This is a genomic window from Myxococcus sp. MxC21-1 (assembly GCF_032612255.1).
Lineage (GTDB): Bacteria > Myxococcota > Myxococcia > Myxococcales > Myxococcaceae > Myxococcus > Myxococcus virescens.
Genome location: NZ_CP123278.1, coordinates 2,491,574 through 2,509,753, shown reverse-complemented (window position 1 = coordinate 2,509,753; position 18,180 = coordinate 2,491,574). Strand labels below are relative to the sequence as shown.

The following is an 18,180-nucleotide window of genomic DNA, read 5'->3' as shown; positions in this document are numbered from 1 at the left end:
GGATGCCGGCATCCACCGGGGGGCGCGACCTTCTCCAACCGTGTCGGCAAGCCCGACACCGTCGTCGCCCCCTCTTGTTCAACCGCCCGCGGGACGCATCGTGAAGGACACGGCCTCCGTGCCGAGCATGTACTCGTCACCGTCCGAGACCTGCTGCCGAGTGATTCGCTCGTTGTTGAACCAGGTTCCGTTCGAGGAGTTGAGGTCCTCGATGAAGACCTCGTCCCCCACCCGCGTCACGACAGCGTGCTCGCGCGAGACACGCTCCGACTTCACGACGAGGCTGCAACGAGGACCCCGGCCAATCGTGAAGCGCTCCGTGGAGACGGCCACCGGCGCGCCTTGCGCCCACTGGACGAAGACCTCCAGCGGCGCGGGCGCCTTCACGATGTTGGTCGTCTCCGCCGACTGGTCCTCCAGAATCGTCGCGGCTTCGTCAGGTGGCCGGATCTTCGGCACAGGACGCGCCACCAGTGGACGTGCCGCAATCGGCGTCGCGACGGGTGCCTCCGCCTTGGGAGCCTTCGCGGGCTCATCCTCAATGCCCAGTGCCGCAAGCTCCGCGGCAATGTCGTCACTGGACACATCCCCCTTCACGCCGCTGCCCGCCGGTACCTCGGCCTCATCGTCCGACGCAGCTTCTTCGGGCTCCGAGTCGTCTGAGTCTTCGGCGGACTCCGCGTCCGAGTCGTCCTCCGAATCCTCCTCCTCGGCATCCTCCTCGGACGCATCGTCTCCCGAGTCCTCATCCGACGAATCGTCGGAATCCTCATCGTCGGCGTCGTCTGACTCCTCGTCATCGGAGTCGTCGGAATCCTCATCGTCGGCGTCGTCTGATTGCGCGGCCAGCCCCTCCGACGGCTGTACGGAGGCCTCGACCTCCGCGAGAATCTCCTGCATTCGCGCGAGCACCAGCTCAGTGGAATTCACCTGCGCCACGGACAATGGCACCGAGGTGACGCCAGGAGGCTCCGTCGCGGGCTCCTCCGTCGCGTCGTCCGCCGAGAAGGCGCCCACGGCCGGGGCAGCCAGAGCCGCCGTATCCGCCACCCCGGCCGCGGCAGGCACCGACTCCTGCGCGGCGGCCCCAGGATTGACGGGCGGCACAGCCGCTGCCACCGGTTCGGGGGCAGGAGGCGCGACCACGCTCGACGCCGCCACGGGTGCAGCGGCCTGGACCACGGGCTCCGCAGCCGTCACGACCCCACCGGCCGCCTGCGCCTCCCCGTCCAGCGACACCACGGTGGGGGACACGTAGCCATTCTGGCGCGCGAGCTGGAACAGGGCCTGCGCCACCAGCGCGTCCCGGTCCACGCCCATGTCGCGGCTCATCAATTCCAGCGCCCGCCACAGGGGCTCGGAGACTTCAATCGTCTGACGAATCCGCTTCATGACTACCCCCTCAGATTGGCCTGCCACGGAGACACGTGGTTCGCGTCGGTCAGCCAGAAGAACATCGCCTGCGTCTCCGCGTACTGCTCTTCGGCAATCCCCGCCAGATTGGGATGCAGCTCCTGGAGGGCAACCCCTTCGAAATCGAACGTTGGCAGGTCCGGGTCGATGCGACCACGGGCCCGCCGGTTGCGGCACTGCCACAGCCGCTGCGTGGCCTGTCCTGCCGCCTGACCGAAGTCGGCCGGAGGCGTCAGCGCATCCGGCATCCGAATCGAATCCTCCCCGCACGCCCACAAGAGCCAGGTCAGCGCGCTCCAGTCTCCACGGGCCGCGCGGGACAAGGCCGGAATCCCCATCCCCTTCGTGGACAGCGTCTCGTCGACATCCACCGAGTCACCATCCGCGTCCTCGACCTCCGTCTGCTCCAGTTCGACGGGCCCGTCCGGCAGCAGGGACGACACATCGGGCGGCAGCCAGGGCACGTTCGTGCCGGGCTTGAAGCGGGAGAGAATCTCCGCGCGCAGCAACTGGAGTCGAGTGGCGTACTTGCGGACCACGGCCTGCACCGCGTCCAGCTCCTTCGTGGGCCCGTCGGGGACCTCATCGAAGGTGCAGTGCGCGGGCTCACGTCCCGGCCAGAACTCGAAGCGCGGAAACAGCACCCGCCCGTATGCCGAGAGGAACTGCCACGAATCCGGCTCCGACGGCGCCAGCGCCTCCGCGTCCTTCTGCATCTGCTCGCCCAGCCCCAGGTTCGCCAGGATGAGGCTCCGGGTGAACAGGTACGCCGAGCGCTCCGGCGCGAGCAGCATCGCGGCCAGGATGAAGTCCAACGCCGCCCGGGGCCGGTCCTGCTGGTCGTGGAGGACCGCGAAGCCCCGAAGCAACATCGCGGCCTCCGCGCCACGCATCATCGCATCCGCCAACGCCGCCCGCTCATCCCCCGCGCTGTTCATCACGCCTTCGGCATTCTCGCGAGCGCTCGCCTCCGTTCGAGGCAGGGTGAGCGACTCCAGCCATGCCTTCAGCGGGCCCGCATCCAGCGACACGGCGCTCGCCCGCGCCATGGCCAGCAGCGCCTCCCGGTATCGCCGGTCCGCCCGAGCCTGCTCGGCGAACGCACGCCATTCAGCGGCGCTCCTCGGCAGGTTCGAGAACACCTCCGAGGCATCCAACGTCTCGTGGTCCTGGACAACGCCCAGGTCCCGGGTGACGACGGCGTTGCCCTCCGCATCCAGCAGCTTCCACGTGCCGCACGCGAAGTCGTCCTCCATCTCCCCTTCGTCGAACCGCACCCGAGGGTCCGCGTACTCGTCCACGGCGCGGGAGTGATAGCGGCCATGCCGGCTGCCTTCGTGGAATTCGCTCTCCCAGAGGAGCTGTCCCTCCCGGTCCCAGAATCGGCACAGCCCGTGCCGCTCGGCCTTCGCGTTGAGCGACACGGACGCCCACTGGTCCTGGTCCTCGCGGTACTCAGCCTTCTCGGGGAGGTTCGCGGGCCGCGTGGGGTACGGCTCTCCGGTGGAGGGCACCACGCGTTCGCCGGCGCCGTTGTAGTGCAGCACCTGCGTCACGCGACCGTTCGCGTAGACCATCACCGTGCGGCGGACCTTCTCGCTGACGCCGTTCTCATGCATCCGCTCGGTGGTGAATTGGTCGGACGCGTACCAGGTGCGCGGGCCGTGCAGGTGGCCCTGCTCGAACGCGCCATCCTGGGACACCTCCCCGCTCTCATGGAAGCGCTTGAAGGGGCCGTGGGGCTTGCCGTGGACGAAGATGCACTCGTTGCAGAGAGTTCCATCGGCGCGCCAGTACTTCCAGGGGCCGTGCTTCTCACCCTCCTCGTCGGTGTCGCCGAAGCACCACTCCTCGTCGCCAGCGTCCCATTCCGCGTGGGGCGGAATGCCAGGCGGCGGCGTCCCCTCCTCCGTCAGCTTGCGGTTCGCCGCCCGCTGCTGCTCGACGGCCAGGTCCACGGAGTCCAGCTTGCTCAGCCAGGCCGCGAACGCCGAGGCCGACATCGCGCCCGAGGCGCGCCGGACCTCGACGCCATCCTTGAAGGCCACCAGCGTGGGAATGGAGCGAATCTCCATCCGGCCGGAGACCTCTTCCTGCGCCTCCGTATCGAGCTTGCCGAAGGTGATGTTCGGAAACTCCTTCGCGGCGGCCTCGAAGGTCGGCGCGAAGCCGCGGCAGGGACCACACCACTCCGCCCAGAAGTCCACCACACACACCCCGGCCTCCTGGGTGATGCGCTCGAAGTTCTCCTGGGTCAACTCAACGGTCTGTCCTGCCACGGCGACTCCCTCGCGAGATGCGTGGGACGATAGAAATGAGCGAGGGCCCTCACGTCAACGGCGCAGTTCACGAACGGCGCACGCGACGCTCGAACACCGCCAAGCTCGGGAATCCACACGCGAATCCCGTCTCAGAAAGCGAAAAAGCCCAAACCTTGAGAAGAACGTGCCCACGACATACGGCGTGAGCCGCTCGGAGCGCGGGACACCACCAGTAGAATCGGTGAATGAAAGCCGCCGACGACGAGCCCTACGCCCTCTTCCGGCGTCGCCCAGGGTCTCACGACGGAAGTCGTCGGGAAGCTGCTGCGCCCCTGGCTCGAGGGGTCCGTCCTACCTGGGAGAGGTCACCACGACCCCGGGTGAAACAGCCCCGCGAAACTCCTGAAACAATTACAATACCGGTAGGTCGCTGAGCGAAGGGCCTTCCGCGAATTCAACGGCGGCTGCATCCGTCATCGGGCGGATCGCCGCCAACGTTCTTCATCAGGCTCGGGTATACACGTTGCGTCATGAGTCGCTCATCCTTGGTCGGAACAGTGCTGGGGCAGAAGTATCGACTGCGCCAGCGGATTGGCGTGGGGGGGATGGGCACCGTCTACGAGGCGGAGCAACTGGACGTAGGGCAAACCGTGGCCGTCAAGGTGCTCCGGCAGCACCTCCTCGGTGAGCCGGCCGTGCACGCACGCTTCCGCCGCGAGGCCCAGGCCACCGCCGGCGTGAAGCACCCGAACATCGTCGAGGTGATGGACTTTCACGACGCACCAGATGAACCGCCGTTCCTGGTGATGGAGTTGCTGAAGGGCCAGACGCTGAAGTCGCTGCTGAAGAAGGAAGGCCCCCTGCCCGTGGGACGCGCGGCGGCCATTGCCCACCAGTTGGCGACCGCGCTGGTGGCGGCGCATCACGCTGGCGTCGTCCACCGCGACATCAAGCCCGACAACATCTTCCTGGTCGACTCGGGGACCGAAGCCCTCCACGTGAAGCTGCTGGACTTCGGTGTCGCGCGGCTCATGCATGAAGACGACGCCACCGCGCTGGGCACGGAGTCTGGCGCCTGGGTCGGCACGCCGTCGTACATGGCCCCCGAGCAGATCCGCTGCCGCCCTGTCGACGGACGCGCGGACATCTACTCGCTGGGCGCCTGCCTGTACCAGATGGTGACGGGACAGCGGCCCATCGACGTGGCGGACAACGTGGCCCTGCTCTCCGCCGTCATGCACCAGGTGCCCGCTCCGCTCAGCGGCGTGCGCACGGACGTGCCGGACGGTTTCTCCCAGGTGGTGGCGCGCACGCTGGAGAAGGACCCGGCCACGCGCTACGCGGATTCCCACGAGCTGGCCCAGGCGCTCGAGCCCTGGATTCACGCCGCCCCCGTGGCGGCCCCTTCGCCCCTCAGCCTGAAGTCGCAAGCGCCGCTCCCCCGGAGCCCGCGAACACTGCACCGGTGCCCTCAACGCCTGTCGCGGCGGAACACGCCGCCACGGCGCACACGCGCTCCGGCCCGGAGCCCGTCCTCGTCGCGGCGGAACACATCCCCCCGCCGCACACGCGCTCCCGCCTGCAGACCCTCCTCATGGTCGCCAGCGCGCTGGCGGTGGGCCTCGCCGCAACGGGAGGGCTCGTCTTGACAGCCTCCGGGATGATGCCCACGGAGGAGCCCGCCCGCCTCCGTGCCGTCGAACTGCCCCGCCTGACGGAGAACGGCACCGCAGCGCCCGCGCCCCTCGGGTACGCGGACGGCTGGGTCGCCGAGTCCATTGAAGGGCGCCTGCCCGCGCTCGACAGCTGCTACGCGCGGAACGGCGAGGACGCCGCATGCCGTCAGGACACCTACGCCGTGGTCTACTCCCCCGAAGGCATCGTCCTCGGAGCACGCATGCACCCGCCCCAGCTCATCCCGCTCGCCCAGTGCATCAACAAGGCGCTCCGGGGGCTCTCCCTGGGCAAGCCACGCGAAGCCATCGCCGGCGCCGCCACGGTCACGCTCAGGCGGGAGTAATCCCTCTCAAGGGAATCAGAACCACAACTCCTCGACCTCTCCCGGCGTGAAGCCCGGCTCCTGGAAGTAGACGCGCCCCTGCGAATTGAGCGCCTTGTGAAGGAACTCCGTCAGCGAGGCGGCGACGCACATGCCGGTCCGCGACTGAGCGCTTTCCACCCAGTAGAGCGGGAGCTTCCCAGGCTGCTGTTGATTGAAACGGTAGGCCAGGAAGCCGTGTTCACCCACGTCACAGAAGCGCGTCCATCCGTGCGGGTAGCCGCGGGATTGCGAATCCGCCTGATGGGTCTTGTTCCAGCGCGTCCCGTCGTGGAACTCCAGCGCCCCCGACGCCCGGATACGGTACACGGCCGCGTCCCCCTGGCCGAACAGCGACGCGCCGTCGCATGCGGCGTAGAACTGGCTGATGTCCGCCGGGATTCCACCGTCGCCCCACAGGTCACACCACTCGCTGTGACGGTCCTCCGGGAGGGGCTTGGCCATGTGGTGCTCGTCCTCGACGCGCCGGAGCATCGCATCCAGCCCCAGGTCCTCGTGGACCACCCAGCCCGGCACCGGCCGCAGCGCCAGCGTCTCCGCGGACTGGAGCGTCCCCATGAAGCCCGCCGTCAAAGCCATCCGTGCCTTCACCATCCCTGAATCGGTGGCCACCGCGAGCAGGAGCGACACCCGGGACAGCCCGGTGGGCAATCTTTCACTGGACAGGGTTTCGCCCTTCTCCGTGGCGTCGGGCTTGCCCAGCGCATGGGCCTCCAGCATCGGATTGGGAAAGTCATATTCGCCCGTCAATTGATTGCGAAGGAAGGGGAACAGCTTGCCAATCCAGCCATTGAAGGTATCGCTGCCATAGGCGTGGTGCAGTTTGTAGATGGCTTGCCAGAACTCGCGGTCCTCCCGTCCCTCGGAAGCCCGGATGAACTGGTCGCACAGCGGCAGCAGGTGCCGGGCCCAGGTTTCCATGCCGTACCGAGGAAGCTGTCCGACCTTGTCCCGCAGCTTGCGCCAGTCCTCCGGTGAGCCCTCGAGCGTGATGGTGGGAATGCCGCAGATGCACATCACCACGTAGTCGAAGTACTCCCGCATCGCATCCATCAGCACGATTTGACTGACCACGCGCTCCACCGGCCCCGTCGTGGAGAAGTCGCACACCATCAGGTCGTGCAGCGCGGGCGAGTGCCCTTGAATCATCCCGGAGAAGTCGTCCACGACGCCGGGCCAGAAATCATCCGATGCGAGGTCCGTCTGGGACGCGTCGCGTGTCACCACCAACTGCTTGCGCCCCTGGTGACGTACCAGGTCGAAGCGCAGCGCCTCCGCGTTGCGGGTGATGTGCAGGGCCAGGCCCTGGGCGATGGTGATCCAGAGGATGTCCGGAGACAGCACCAATGGGCGGTGCCCACTGAAGGCCAGATGCACCGCGGAGAGCAGTGGATGGGTCGCCTCGGGACGCACGAACCGCGCCTCGCGATGGGAGGCCCCGAGCACCTTGGCATCCAACCGCCCACGCAGGGCATCGGTGAGTCCGACCTCTTCCAAGGGCAGTACGGCGGGCTTCACGGCATTGACGGCGAACGTCACGCGATGGGGCATGCACGCATTACATCGCGCGTGCTCGGATGACGGCAAGTGCCCCATCGAGCGTGAAGGCAAACAGCGCTCCGGCTGGAAACCTCCAGCGGCGCGCGGAGATTGGCACCCGCCCCACAACGGGGCACGGCAACGACAGACCGATGCGCTACTGTCTCGCAGCCGTGGCATCTGCGACACCGCGTCCATCAACTGAGGGGTTCATGCTCCGTTCAAGAAGGTTGTCCCACTCCATCCTGCTGCTACTTCCGCTGCTGCTGGCCCTGTCCCAGACGGCCTGCGGTGGCGACACGCCCGAGCCCCGCCAGGATGCAGGCATCCAGACGCCCGACGCAGGCAGGGACGACGCGGGGACGGGCGAAGCGGGCACCGATGACGCGGGTACGGACGACGCGGGCACGGAGCCGGGCGATGCGGGCACCGATGACGCAGGTACGGACGACGCGGGCACGGAGCCGGGCGACGCGGGCACCGATGACGCAGGTACGAACGACGCGGGCACGGAGCCGGGCGACGCGGGCACCGATGACGCAGGGACGGACGACGCAGGCACGGAGCCGGGCGACGCGGGCACCGATGACGCAGGGACGGACGACGCAGGCACGGAGCCGGGCGACGCGGGCACCGATGACGCAGGGACGGACGACGCGGGCACGGAGCCGGGCGACGCGGGCACCGATGACGCGGGTACTGGCGACGCGGGCACGGAGCCACCGGAGTGCCCGTTCGGGCCGCCGGATGGCGGTGTCTCGAACCCGGGCGACCCGACCGTCGTCCAGGACCCGACCGCGGACATCCTGGACCGGCTGCGGGCCATTCCCGGCCTCACCGTCGCGGAGAACCCCAACGGCGTCACGGTCCCCGCGGGTCACCGCTTCTTTGTCATGGAGTACGACCAGCCCGCCGACCACGCACGCCCCGAGTGCCAGCGCTTCAAGCAGCGATTGGTCCTGCTGCACCGTTCGGTCACGGCGCCCATGGTCTTCTACACCAGCGGCTACTACGTGTCCCTGACCGCGGGCCGCCGCGAGCTGACGACGTTGCTGGCCGCGAATCAGCTCTCCATCGAGCACCGCTTCTTCCTGCCCAGCCGTCCGGAGCCCGCGGACTGGAGCCAGCTCACCATCAAGCAATCGGCGGACGACTTCCACCGGGTCGCTCAGGCAATCAAGCAAATCTATTCCGCGTCCTGGGTGTCCACGGGCGTCAGCAAGGGCGGAGAGACCATGGTGTTCTACCGCCGGTTCCACCCGGAGGACGTGGACGCGACGGTGGCCTATGTGGCGCCGCTCGTGCGCGGCGAAGATGAGCGGTTCCCCGCGTTCCAAGCCACCGTGGGAGGCCCGGAGCTGGAGTGGTGCCGCGATCAAATCCACACATTCCAGCGCGCCGTGCTGAACCGCCGCCAGGAGATGGTGGCGCTGCTGCGCGCCCATGCCGTGAACCAGGGCCTCACCTACAACCAGCTTGGCTTCGAGCGGGCCCTTGAGCACGCCGTCATCGAGACGTACTTCGCCTTCTGGCAGTACTCCCTTCCCCAGTACTGCGACGCGTTCCCGGATGACACGGCGTCGCCTGAGTACATGCTGGACATCATTGACTGGGCGGTGGGCCTTGAAGCGTTCTCCGACAACAGCAGCTCCGGCATTGCCGCGTACTCCCCCTACTACTACCAGGCGGGTCTGGAGCTGGGCTGGCCCAAGCCCTACGAGGCACACCTGGGCAGCCTCATCCAGCACCCCGGAACGAACATCGCGCCGGTGTACTCGACGCCCGGCGTGCCGGTCGTGTTCCGGCCCCAGGCCATGCAGGACATCGAGGACTGGCTCGTGACGCATGGCGAGCGGGTGATGTTCATCTATGGCGACCTGGACCCGTGGACGGCGGCGGCGTTCCCGCTCGGAAACGCTCAGGACGCCTTCGTGTTCACCGTTCCGGGCGGCAACCACGGAAGCACCATCAACCAGCTCCCCACTACCCTTCGGGTCCAGGCCCAGGACATCGTGCGGCGCTGGGCAGGCGTCCCGTCACTGAAGCACGCCCCGGTGCCGCTCCCGGAGGCCGACACCGTCGAGTTCGGTCCGCACCTGCCGCCCCGGCGGCTGCAACCGCCTCCGGCCCCGTAGCCCGCGACGAACGCCGCTCACCGGAGAAGCCGTTCCGGTGAGCGGCTGAATCCATCCAAGCCACCCACGGCCGCGGCCCCGTACCGAGCCGTATCGTGGGCACGCTTCGACGGAGCGCCGTCCAGCTTCACGGCCCGGCCCGTCACGCGCGGAGCCCTCGTGCCCTGAGCGTGGCACCGGCCCGGCGCTGACGTGTCATCCCACCCACTGACGTGTCAGCGCCGCGCGATACACGGCAGCTCGCTCGCCAAACATCGAAAATCACATACGTTTGAGCAGCAACAACCGTGGCACGTGTCGTGCTCAAGCCACGGAGCGATGCTGCTCCACAAGCACCTCACCCCCGAGCTGAAGTCCCGGCTCGAACGGCTCACGACACGCAACGGCTGGACGCTCCGGAAGGCCATCCAGAGTGGCCTGGACCACGGAGACTCCCAGATGGGTGTCTACGCGGGTGACAGCGAGTCCTACGCGCTCTTCTCCCCGCTGCTGCATCCCATCATCCGGGACCATTCGGGCCATGACCTGAGCGGACACACGAGTGACTTCTCACTCGACGGGCTGCCCCAGGACGACCTGGACCCCACGGGCGAGTTCATCCTCTCCACGCGGGTCCGCGTCGGACGGAACCTGGCCCGGTATGCCTTTCCTCCGGCCATTGGCGCCAGGGACAGGGCCGCGCTGGAAGCCGAGGTCGTCCAGGTCCTCTCCGGCCTGAGGGGCCACCTCGCGGGCGAATACCATCCCCTGGCCAGCCTCTCCGAGGCGGAGCGGCGGGAGCTGGTGCAACACCACGTCCTGTTCCAGCAGTCGGACCGCTTCCTGGACAGCGCGGGCGTCAACCGCGACTGGCCTCGCAACCGCGGCATCTTCCACTCCGCGGACATGCGCTTCATCGTCTGGGTCGGGGAGGAAGACGCCCTGCGCATCATCAGCATGCAGCCCGGCTCGGGGCTGGCGCAGACCTACCTGCGGCTTCAGACGGCGCTCGAGCAGCTCGACGGGCAGCTCGACTTCGCCCAGGACTCACGGCTGGGCTTCCTCACGGCATGCCCCACCAACCTGGGCACCGCCATGCGAGCCTCCGTCCTCATCCGCCTGCCCCACCTGTCACGGCGGCCGGACTTCCGCGCGCGGTGTGCCCGCCTGGGGCTCGCGGTGCGGGGCCTGCACGGCGAACACTCCGAAGCCCGGGACGGCATCCATGACGTCTCCAATGCCACCCGTCTGGGCGTCACCGAGCGAGACATCTACGAACAGCTTCGGACGGGCATCCACGCGCTCATGGAGATGGAATCCGCGGCACGAAAGCGTGGCCCCCCGAAGGCGGCGCCCGGGAACTGAAAGCCCCCGGAGCGCCTCGCATCGCGCTCAGGACTTGGGAATCCAGCCATCCACGAGCGCCTGGTTCTTCTTCACCCACTCCCGGGTGGCCTTCTCCGGCGCGTCCTCGGCCTCGGCGATGGCGCCCATCAGGCTGCCGAGCTGCTGGTCATCCAGCTTGAAGTTGCGCAGCAGCGTCGCGACGTCGGGCAGGTCCTTCTCCAGGCCCACGCGGGTGAGCGTGTGGATGGACTCCTTGGCGCCATAGACACCCTTCGGGTCATCCAGGAACTTCAGGTCCCAGCGCGCGAACTTCCAGTGCGGCTTCCAACCGGTGACCACCACGGGGCGCTTCTTGCCGATGGCGTCCTTGAGCTCCGCGGTCATCGCCGGGCCGCTGGAGGGCACCAGCTTCAGGTCCAGCTTGTACTCCGCGATGGCCTTCTCCGTCGTCGTCATGATGCCCGCGCCAGAGTCGATGCCCACGATGGACTGGTTCAGGTCCTTCGCCTTGCCGTTGAGCTGCTCGATGCTGGTGATGTCCAGGTCCGCCGGGACGACCAGGCCAATCCGGGCGTCCTCGTAGTTGGTGCCCAGGTCCACCACCTTGCCCTGGAAGCGCTCCATGTAGCTCTGGTGGGTGACGGGCAGCCAGCCATCCAGGAATGCATCCGCGTCGCCGTTGGCGAGCGAGGCGAACACCGGGGCGACGTCCGCCATGGTGGTCTTCACCTCGTAGCCCATGCGGTCCTCCAGGATGGCCTGGACCAGATGCGTCATGGCCACGCCTTCGGCCCAGTTCACGTACACCAGCCGGACCACGGGCTTCTTCGCGGGGGCGGGCGCCTCGGTGTCACCCGCGGCGGGCGCCTTGTTCTCCTGCTTGCATCCGGGGGCGACGAGCAGCCCCGCCACGGCCGTGAGCAGCAGGGGCAGACGATTGAGAGAGGACATGTTCACGGGACGGGTCTCCTTCATGATGAGCGCGCCCGGGGCTTGCCCAGCGCGTGAGTCAGGCGGTCCAACACGATGGCCAGGATGACCACCGCGATGCCGCTCTCGAAGCCCAGCCCGATGCGGAGCTGGGTGATGCCCTTCAGGACCTGCTCGCCCAGTCCCCCCGCGCCAATCATGGCGGAGATGACCACCATGGACAGCGACAGCATGATGGTCTGGTTCACTCCAGCCAGCAGCGTGGGGACGGCGATGGGGAGCTGGACGTTGAGCAGCGTCTGACGCGGCGTCGCGCCGAACGCGATGGCGGCCTCCACGACTTCGGTGGGCACCTGCCGGATGCCCAGGTTGGTGAGGCGCACCGCGGGCGGCATGGCGAAGATGACGGTGGCCACCACGCCGGGCACCTTCCCCAGCCGGAAGAAGAGCACCGCGGGGATGAGGTAGACGAAGGCGGGCATCGTCTGCATCAGGTCCAGGGCGGGCCGCAGCACCCGCTCCACGACGCGGCTGTACGCGGCCCAGATGCCCAGGGGGATGCCCAGCACCAGCGCCACCATCGCCGAGCTGAGGACCAGCGCCAGCGTCTCCATGGTGGCCTTCCAGAGGCCCATGTCCTGGATGAGCAGCATGCCCAGCGCCGTGAAGACGGCCGTGCCCAGGCCGGACAGGCGCCAGGCGAGCACCATCAACACCGCGATGATGGCGTAGCTGGGCGGCAGGAGCAGCGCGCTCTCCAGGCCGTTGATGCAGGCCGTGAGCACCGAACGGATGGCGTCGAACACCGGCGCGCCACGCGTGCCCAGCCAGTCAATCAGCTCCTCGAAGCCTTCGCCGATTCTCAGTGTGCTCATGTCAGTGCTGCTCCCCCGCGATGCTGGCCAGCAGCGTGGCGCGGCTCACGATGCCCAGGAACGACTGGTCCTCGGCGACGACGGCGATGGGAATCTGAGTCGTGGCCGCCACCGCCACCAGCTTCGCCAGCGGCGTGTCCGGTGACGTGGTGGGCAAGTCGGTGACGAGCGCCCCCTCCAGGCTGTGCTTGTTCTCCGCCATGAGCCGCAGCGTGTCCTCGATGCGCACCAGGCCCACCAGCTTGCGGGCCTGGTTGGTCACGAAGAGCGTGGAGGTGCCCGACTCGCGCATGCGCTTGACGGCCAGGGCGGGCCCGTCCTTCGGGTGCACCACCGACTCCGGCCGCCGCATGATGGTCCGCGCGGTGAGGACCTTGGTGCGGTCCACGTGCTCCACGAAGGCGCGCACGTAGTCGTCCGCGGGGCTCCTGAGGATTTCCTCCGGCGTGCCGAGCTGCGCGATGCGTCCGTCCTTCATGATGACGATGCGCCCACCCAGCTTCAGCGCCTCATCCAGGTCATGGGTGATGAACACGATGGTCTTGTTCATCCGGGACTGGAGCTCCAGCAGCTCGTCCTGCATCTGCCGGCGGATGAGCGGATCCAACGCGCTGAAGGCCTCGTCCATGAGCAGGATTTCCGCGTCGGTGGCAATGGCCCGCGCCAGCCCCACGCGCTGCTGCATGCCGCCGCTGAGCTCGCGAGGCAGCTTCTCCTCGTAGCCCTTCAGGCCCACCAGCTCGAGCGCCTGCATCGCCTTGGGCCGCGACTCCCGCCGCTCCAGGCCCTGCATCTCCAGCCCGTACTCCACGTTCCGGATGACGCTGCGGTGGGGCAGCAGGCCGAAGTTCTGGAACACCATGGCCATCTTCCGGCGCCGGACGTCCAGCAGGCCCGCCCTGTCCGCCCGGGTGACGTCCACGCCGTCCACGTGCACGCTGCCGGCGGAGGGCTCGATGAGGCGGTTGAGGCAGCGGAGCACCGTGGACTTGCCGCTGCCGGACAGGCCCATGATGACGAAGATTTCGCCGGCCTTCACATCGAACGAAGCCTCCTGGATGGCGACGGTGCACCCCGTCTCCTCCAGGATCTGCTGCTTGCTCTGCCCCTTCTCCAGCAGGGCAATGGCCCGCTCCGGGTTGCCGCCGTAGATCTTCCGCAAGCCACGGACTTCAATCTTCTCCATGGGGCCTCTCAGAAGTAGTAGCCGACGTTGATGTTGAAGCGCGTCTCCCACGAGGCATTCGGATCGCCCTCCGCGAGCGCGTGGCCATAAGCAGGCCCCAGCCAGGGCTGGTTCTTCCCGCTGGCCACGTCCACGTAGGTGTAGACGGGCCCCGCGGTGACGAGCATGCCGAGCACGTTCTGCATCGACGTCTCGAACGCGGCGTTGTCTTTGTCGAAGAGGCTGAAGTCGTCGTAGAAGGTCAGCTTCGTGATGGGGCCCCACGACACGGGCACGTCGTACGAAAGGCCCGCCGCGTAGACGGTGCCCCGGGTGGCCATCTTGTAGGGCGCGTCATAGGCCCCCATCGTCACGATGGAGTCGTCGTGCCCCTCGGGGTTCTTCAAGTCATAGCCGAAGCTGAGCACCTCCATGCGCAGGTTGAACGGGCCGTAGTAGCCGTCCAGGTGCACCGCGCCAGCCCAGTTCAGGCCATTGCGCCTGGTGACGCTGTTGTAGATCTGCCCGGTCTGCGCGGAGACGCCCACTTCCGTGCGGCCCAGGTCCCCGTGCTGGAAGGTGTACGCCGCGCGTGCATTGAGCTTGTTGCTCTCGTGGTTCGCGCTCTCCACGCCCAGGTATGCCTCGCCCGGGTTGGAGCTGCTCACCTGCACCACGTCATACGAGTAGCGCGCGCTGTCCGTGCTCCGTCCGGTGAAGCTGCCCTCGTCGTTCTTGTAGAAGGCGACCTGCAGGTCCCATGGCCCCTGCGTGTGGACCAGCTTCAGACCCAGGTCGTAGTCGTCCTCCATACCCATGTAGTAGGGCAGGGAGAAGAACCAGTTATGTGAGGCATAGGGCAGCACGCCGAAGGGCACGCGGTGCACGCCGAACTGGAGCTGGGTCGCCTTCGTGAACTCATAGCCCACCCAGCCGTGGTGGAGCATGGAGTACCCCGAATAGAGGCGGTACTCGGCGGACAGCAACACCTTGGAAAGTCTGGCGTCGACGTTGAGCCGGAATGTATCGAACGCCACGTCGCCACCGCGGTTGCGGTTGTCTTCTTCTCCAGGCCACGTCTTGAAGAAGGCATTGAGGCGCAGCGCACCGCCGACCTTGAGCATGTCCGGGTCTTCCACCACCTCCTCCTCGGCGCGTGCTTCAGGCGCGAACAGGCAGGTCAATCCAGACAGGAAAAGCGCATGCGAGAAACGGGCAAGACGGGTGGACAACCGCAACTCCTGGCAATGGACGACAGGCGCGAGCGGACCAGAACAGGCCACACTCGTCCTGAGCGCCAGACGTGGCACAAGGGGCGGCCCTCTCCCGTTCCACACTCAGCGAGGACGCTGGCGCGCGAGACAGTCCACCCAGGGAACAGTGCAGTCAGTCGTTAACAGGTCAGGCGGAGCACGTCCATACTTTTGAGCTCAAACAATGTGGGTACTGGGCGCTGCCCGCTTGCTCGCGGGGCATGAGCGGCGCGCCCGCCAACCCACACGGGCGGCACAAGAGGCCCGTGTCACCGTCACGGGATAGGTCCGAGACGCCCTGCGGATGAGGCGCGTTGCGGGGCGACCGGCGCGCCCAGCCCGCGCTCGGGGACGGCACGCGATACTGCGGCTCGGACCGCGAGGGCGGCTTCGGCGGCTGGGCACGGGCGTCCTCAGCGGTGACACCGGACAATCGGAAGCACGGCGAAACACGCGCTGTGTCCATGACGTGTGTCCAGACCTGCCATCATGGCAGAGACAGGGGGTCGTAGAATTCACCACCCGACCGGAACGACTCCCTGCCCAGGGACTCCGCTGTCTATCGCATCATTCCGTGACGATTCAGCGGCCGGTGCGTCAAGTCCAGACGCCCCTCCCCTGTTGCCGGCGATGCCTCTCAAGCCCACCGGCGACGCCTGCAATCAGGGTCAGTGGAGGGTGAACACGCCCCGCACGTCATCCCAGACCAGCCCATGGCGCCGCAGAATCCGCGTCAGGTTCGGCTCCACGGGTGGCGGGTGCGCGAAGGCGTCGAAGCCCAGCAGGAGGAACATCCGGTCGGAAGCCGCTGCCGCCAGCCACGCTCCATCGGAAGAGAAGGCCACAGCGGAGACGAACCCCTGCAGCCCGGGCACCTCCCCCATGAGCGCCCCGTCGGGAAGCCGCCAGACCTTCACCTCTCCGCCCATTCCGCCGGACGCCACGAACGCTCCCTGAGGCGCCACCGCGAGGGACAAGACGCCTACCGTGCGCGAATCCATCGACGTCAGAACGCGGCCGTCATCTGGGCTCCAGAGCCGGATGGGCTGACGCATTCCCGCTGTCAGCAACTCCCCGGACGCCAGGAACGCGACGGCGCGGACCCGGTCGCCCGCCTCCAGGACGCGAATCACCGCGCCTCGCGCCACGTCCCAGAGCCGCACCGTGTGGTCCGCTGCGCCCGAAGCCAGCCTTTGCCCCGTGGCATCGAATGCCAATGCCCACGCCTTCCCGGTGTGCCCTGTCAGCCGGGCCACCTGGGTCGCGGAGGGAACAGCCCACAGCACGACGTCCTGCGCCACCCCCGCAGCGAGCAATGTGCCGTCTGGGCTGAAGGCCAACGCCCGGATGGATTCGCGCGCGGCCGGAATCACCATCAGCTGATTTCCAGACCGGACGTCTCGCACACGCACCTCCCCCTTCAACGTTCCCACCGCGAGCAACCGCCGGTCCGCGCTCACGGCCACGGCCCCCACGGCGTCCGGTGCCTCCAGGCGGGAGCGGAGTTCGCCTCCGGACGAGACCGACCAGCTCCGCAGACCGTCCTCCCCACCCGACACGAAGGCGTCTGGCCCCACGGAGGTCAGCACCTCAGGCCAGGCGGGAAGCTCGCGCAGCAGGACGTCCGGAGGCACCTCCGGCCGAGACCAGACCTTGAGGACACCGTCCATGCCACCGGACGCGAACGTGCGTCCGTCCGGGGACAGGGCCACGGCCATCACGAAGGTCCGGTGCGCATCCAACCGCTCCAGGACCTCGCCACCGCCGCGCACGTCCACGCGCTGCACGCGGCCCTCCCACCCCGCCTGCACGAGCTGATGGAAACCCGCATCGATGGCCACGGCCGAAAGCGCCCCCGTGTTGCGCTGCACGTCGAGCAGGGCCCCGGTCCGGGCATTCCAGAAACGGACGGCACGGTCCGCGGACGCGGTCATCACCCGCTCGCCATCCGCGGAGAACGCACAGGACTCCACCTTGTCCTCGTGTCCCGTCAGCCGGTGCAGTTCGCGACGCGCCGTCAGGTCCCACACCCGCGCGGTCCGGTCCATGCTCGACGACACGAGCCGTCCTCCGTCGGGGGAGAAGGCCACCGCGATGACGATGTCCTCATGCGTGAACCGGAGCACCTCCGCGCCGTCGCGGATGCGCCAGACACGAATCGTCCGGTCCAGTCCACCACTCGCCAGCCACTCACCATCCGGAGAGAAGGCCAGGCCCCGCACGACATCCGTGTGCCCGGACAGCAAGACCACCCTGCGCCCGTGCTTCCAGTCCCAGAGCCAGAGCGCGCCGGGCCTGCCCGCGGCGGCCAGCCACCGGCCATCGGGAGAGAACGCGACGGCATGGAGTTCGGCTTCGTGGCCCTTCAGCTCCGCCACCTGCGCTCCGGCCTCCACGTCCCAGACGCGCACGACCGCGTCATACCCTCCCGAAGCCAGCAGCCTGCCGTCCGGTGAGAAGGCCAGCGCCAGCACCGAACCCTCGAACTGCTTCGCCCACTCGAGCGACGAGGCGCGCTTCTCCGCCCACACCTGTCCCCAGCGCGCCGTGGGTGAGTCTTCCATGTGTCTCGCGGACGCGAAGTAGCCCGCCGCCAGGGCCCATTGCTTCGTCTCGATGGCCGCGTCACCGCGGGCCCGGAAGAGTTCGGACCGGGCGTCTCGCCCCCCAAGGACGTCCGACGAGGAGCGCTGCCCCGCGCAGGACACCGTGAGCAGGACCAGGATCCACCACCACGAACGCAGGCACATTCCGGATTCATCACCCAGGGCACGGCCCCGGCACAATCCCCTTCGCCCAACACATGAGCCCGTGGTGGGACTGACACTGAGCATTACTGCTTTCGCGCGTGTCAGGGGATGGACCGTACGCCTCCCCCGGATCGACGATGACCTTTCCGGTGACGAACTGGGCACCGAGGAAGCGAACCTCGCGGCGCCAACGCTGCATTGACACGATTCATCCCGAGCCGCCGCGCTGGACATAGCCATCACCAGACAACCATCCGGGAGCGGGGGCCCCAGACCCCGAGCTCAATCCCTGTGGCGACGAAGGAAGACGAAGCTCCTGGTCTGCCCCCCCTCTCCCCTATCGGGCCTGCCAAGCGCCACGTCCTCGTCCCTCCACCATCGCGTGCCTGGGCACCCCCTCCCGCCCACCTGCCGTGAACGCGCCTTCGCGCTCGCCGACCGTCCCTAGCTTGGCTGTAGGGGGCCTTTCCCATC

At 68.0% G+C, this 18,180-nt stretch carries 12 protein-coding genes; 4 read left to right on the top strand and 8 right to left on the bottom strand.

The genetic code is table 11. The annotated features are described in order from the left end of the window. Positions 1-78: 78 nt before the first annotated feature. Both QEG98_RS11745 and trxA read right to left on the bottom strand, forming a co-directional pair. Positions 79-1,392, bottom strand: a complete 1,314-nt coding sequence (locus QEG98_RS11745; protein WP_316566793.1) for an FHA domain-containing protein — start codon at positions 1,390-1,392, stop codon at positions 79-81. A gap of 2 nt (positions 1,393-1,394) precedes the next feature. After that, positions 1,395-3,692: a thioredoxin gene (gene trxA, locus QEG98_RS11740; protein ID WP_316566792.1), complete on the bottom strand. Its 2,298-nt coding sequence runs from the start codon at positions 3,690-3,692 to the stop codon at positions 1,395-1,397. 512 nt (positions 3,693-4,204) lie between these two features. Between trxA and QEG98_RS11735 the strand changes: the two genes are divergently transcribed. Beyond that, positions 4,205-5,323 (top strand): serine/threonine-protein kinase, encoded by a 1,119-nt coding sequence (locus QEG98_RS11735; protein WP_316566791.1) that lies wholly within the window; start codon positions 4,205-4,207, stop codon positions 5,321-5,323. Next, positions 5,320-5,694: a hypothetical protein gene (locus tag QEG98_RS11730; protein WP_316566790.1), complete on the top strand. Its 375-nt coding sequence runs from the start codon at positions 5,320-5,322 to the stop codon at positions 5,692-5,694. The genes QEG98_RS11735 and QEG98_RS11730 overlap by 4 nt, the downstream gene beginning before the upstream one ends. A gap of 15 nt (positions 5,695-5,709) precedes the next feature. On the opposite strand, the gene QEG98_RS11725 is transcribed toward QEG98_RS11730, so the two are convergent. Beyond that, positions 5,710-7,284, bottom strand: a complete 1,575-nt coding sequence (locus tag QEG98_RS11725; RefSeq protein ID WP_316566789.1) for a DUF4419 domain-containing protein — start codon at positions 7,282-7,284, stop codon at positions 5,710-5,712. A 200-nt stretch (positions 7,285-7,484) separates the two neighbouring features. Between QEG98_RS11725 and QEG98_RS11720 the strand changes: the two genes are divergently transcribed. Further along, positions 7,485-9,407, top strand: coding sequence for a S28 family serine protease (locus QEG98_RS11720; RefSeq protein ID WP_316566788.1), 1,923 nt, complete (start codon positions 7,485-7,487; stop codon positions 9,405-9,407). A 318-nt stretch (positions 9,408-9,725) separates the two neighbouring features. After that, positions 9,726-10,751 carry a phosphagen kinase gene (locus QEG98_RS11715; RefSeq protein ID WP_090489802.1) on the top strand — a complete coding sequence of 342 codons (1,026 nt, stop codon included), beginning with the start codon at positions 9,726-9,728 and terminating at the stop codon, positions 10,749-10,751. Between the two features lie 27 nt (positions 10,752-10,778). Here the strand turns inward: QEG98_RS11715 and QEG98_RS11710 are convergent, their stop codons facing one another. The 5 genes from QEG98_RS11710 to QEG98_RS11690 form a co-directional block, all read right to left on the bottom strand. Then, positions 10,779-11,684: a glycine betaine ABC transporter substrate-binding protein gene (locus QEG98_RS11710; protein ID WP_316567871.1), complete on the bottom strand. Its 906-nt coding sequence runs from the start codon at positions 11,682-11,684 to the stop codon at positions 10,779-10,781. Positions 11,685-11,704: 20 nt separating this feature from the next. After that, entirely contained in the window at positions 11,705-12,538 is an 834-nt protein-coding gene (locus QEG98_RS11705) for an ABC transporter permease (protein WP_090489806.1), read from the bottom strand. 1 nt (position 12,539) lies between these two features. Further along, positions 12,540-13,724: a glycine betaine/L-proline ABC transporter ATP-binding protein gene (locus tag QEG98_RS11700; RefSeq protein ID WP_090489807.1), complete on the bottom strand. Its 1,185-nt coding sequence runs from the start codon at positions 13,722-13,724 to the stop codon at positions 12,540-12,542. Positions 13,725-13,732: 8 nt separating this feature from the next. Beyond that, positions 13,733-14,827, bottom strand: coding sequence for a hypothetical protein (locus tag QEG98_RS11695; RefSeq protein ID WP_316567870.1), 1,095 nt, complete (start codon positions 14,825-14,827; stop codon positions 13,733-13,735). 797 nt (positions 14,828-15,624) lie between these two features. Beyond that, positions 15,625-17,706 carry a WD40 repeat domain-containing protein gene (locus QEG98_RS11690; RefSeq protein ID WP_316566787.1) on the bottom strand — a complete coding sequence of 694 codons (2,082 nt, stop codon included), beginning with the start codon at positions 17,704-17,706 and terminating at the stop codon, positions 15,625-15,627. Positions 17,707-18,180: the final 474 nt, after the last annotated feature.

Coding starts and splice junctions, on each gene's coding strand:
- QEG98_RS11745 (WP_316566793.1), bottom strand. CDS start 1,392: ATGAAGCGGATTCGTCAGACGATTGAAGTCTCCGAGCCCCTGTGGCGG.
- QEG98_RS11735 (WP_316566791.1), top strand. CDS start 4,205: ATGAGTCGCTCATCCTTGGTCGGAACAGTGCTGGGGCAGAAGTATCGA.
- QEG98_RS11725 (WP_316566789.1), bottom strand. CDS start 7,284: ATGCCCCATCGCGTGACGTTCGCCGTCAATGCCGTGAAGCCCGCCGTA.
- QEG98_RS11720 (WP_316566788.1), top strand. CDS start 7,485: ATGCTCCGTTCAAGAAGGTTGTCCCACTCCATCCTGCTGCTACTTCCG.
- QEG98_RS11715 (WP_090489802.1), top strand. CDS start 9,726: ATGCTGCTCCACAAGCACCTCACCCCCGAGCTGAAGTCCCGGCTCGAA.
- QEG98_RS11710 (WP_316567871.1), bottom strand. CDS start 11,684: ATGTCCTCTCTCAATCGTCTGCCCCTGCTGCTCACGGCCGTGGCGGGG.
- QEG98_RS11705 (WP_090489806.1), bottom strand. CDS start 12,538: ATGAGCACACTGAGAATCGGCGAAGGCTTCGAGGAGCTGATTGACTGG.
- QEG98_RS11700 (WP_090489807.1), bottom strand. CDS start 13,724: ATGGAGAAGATTGAAGTCCGTGGCTTGCGGAAGATCTACGGCGGCAAC.
- QEG98_RS11695 (WP_316567870.1), bottom strand. CDS start 14,827: ATGCTCAAGGTCGGCGGTGCGCTGCGCCTCAATGCCTTCTTCAAGACG.
- QEG98_RS11690 (WP_316566787.1), bottom strand. CDS start 17,706: ATGTGCCTGCGTTCGTGGTGGTGGATCCTGGTCCTGCTCACGGTGTCC.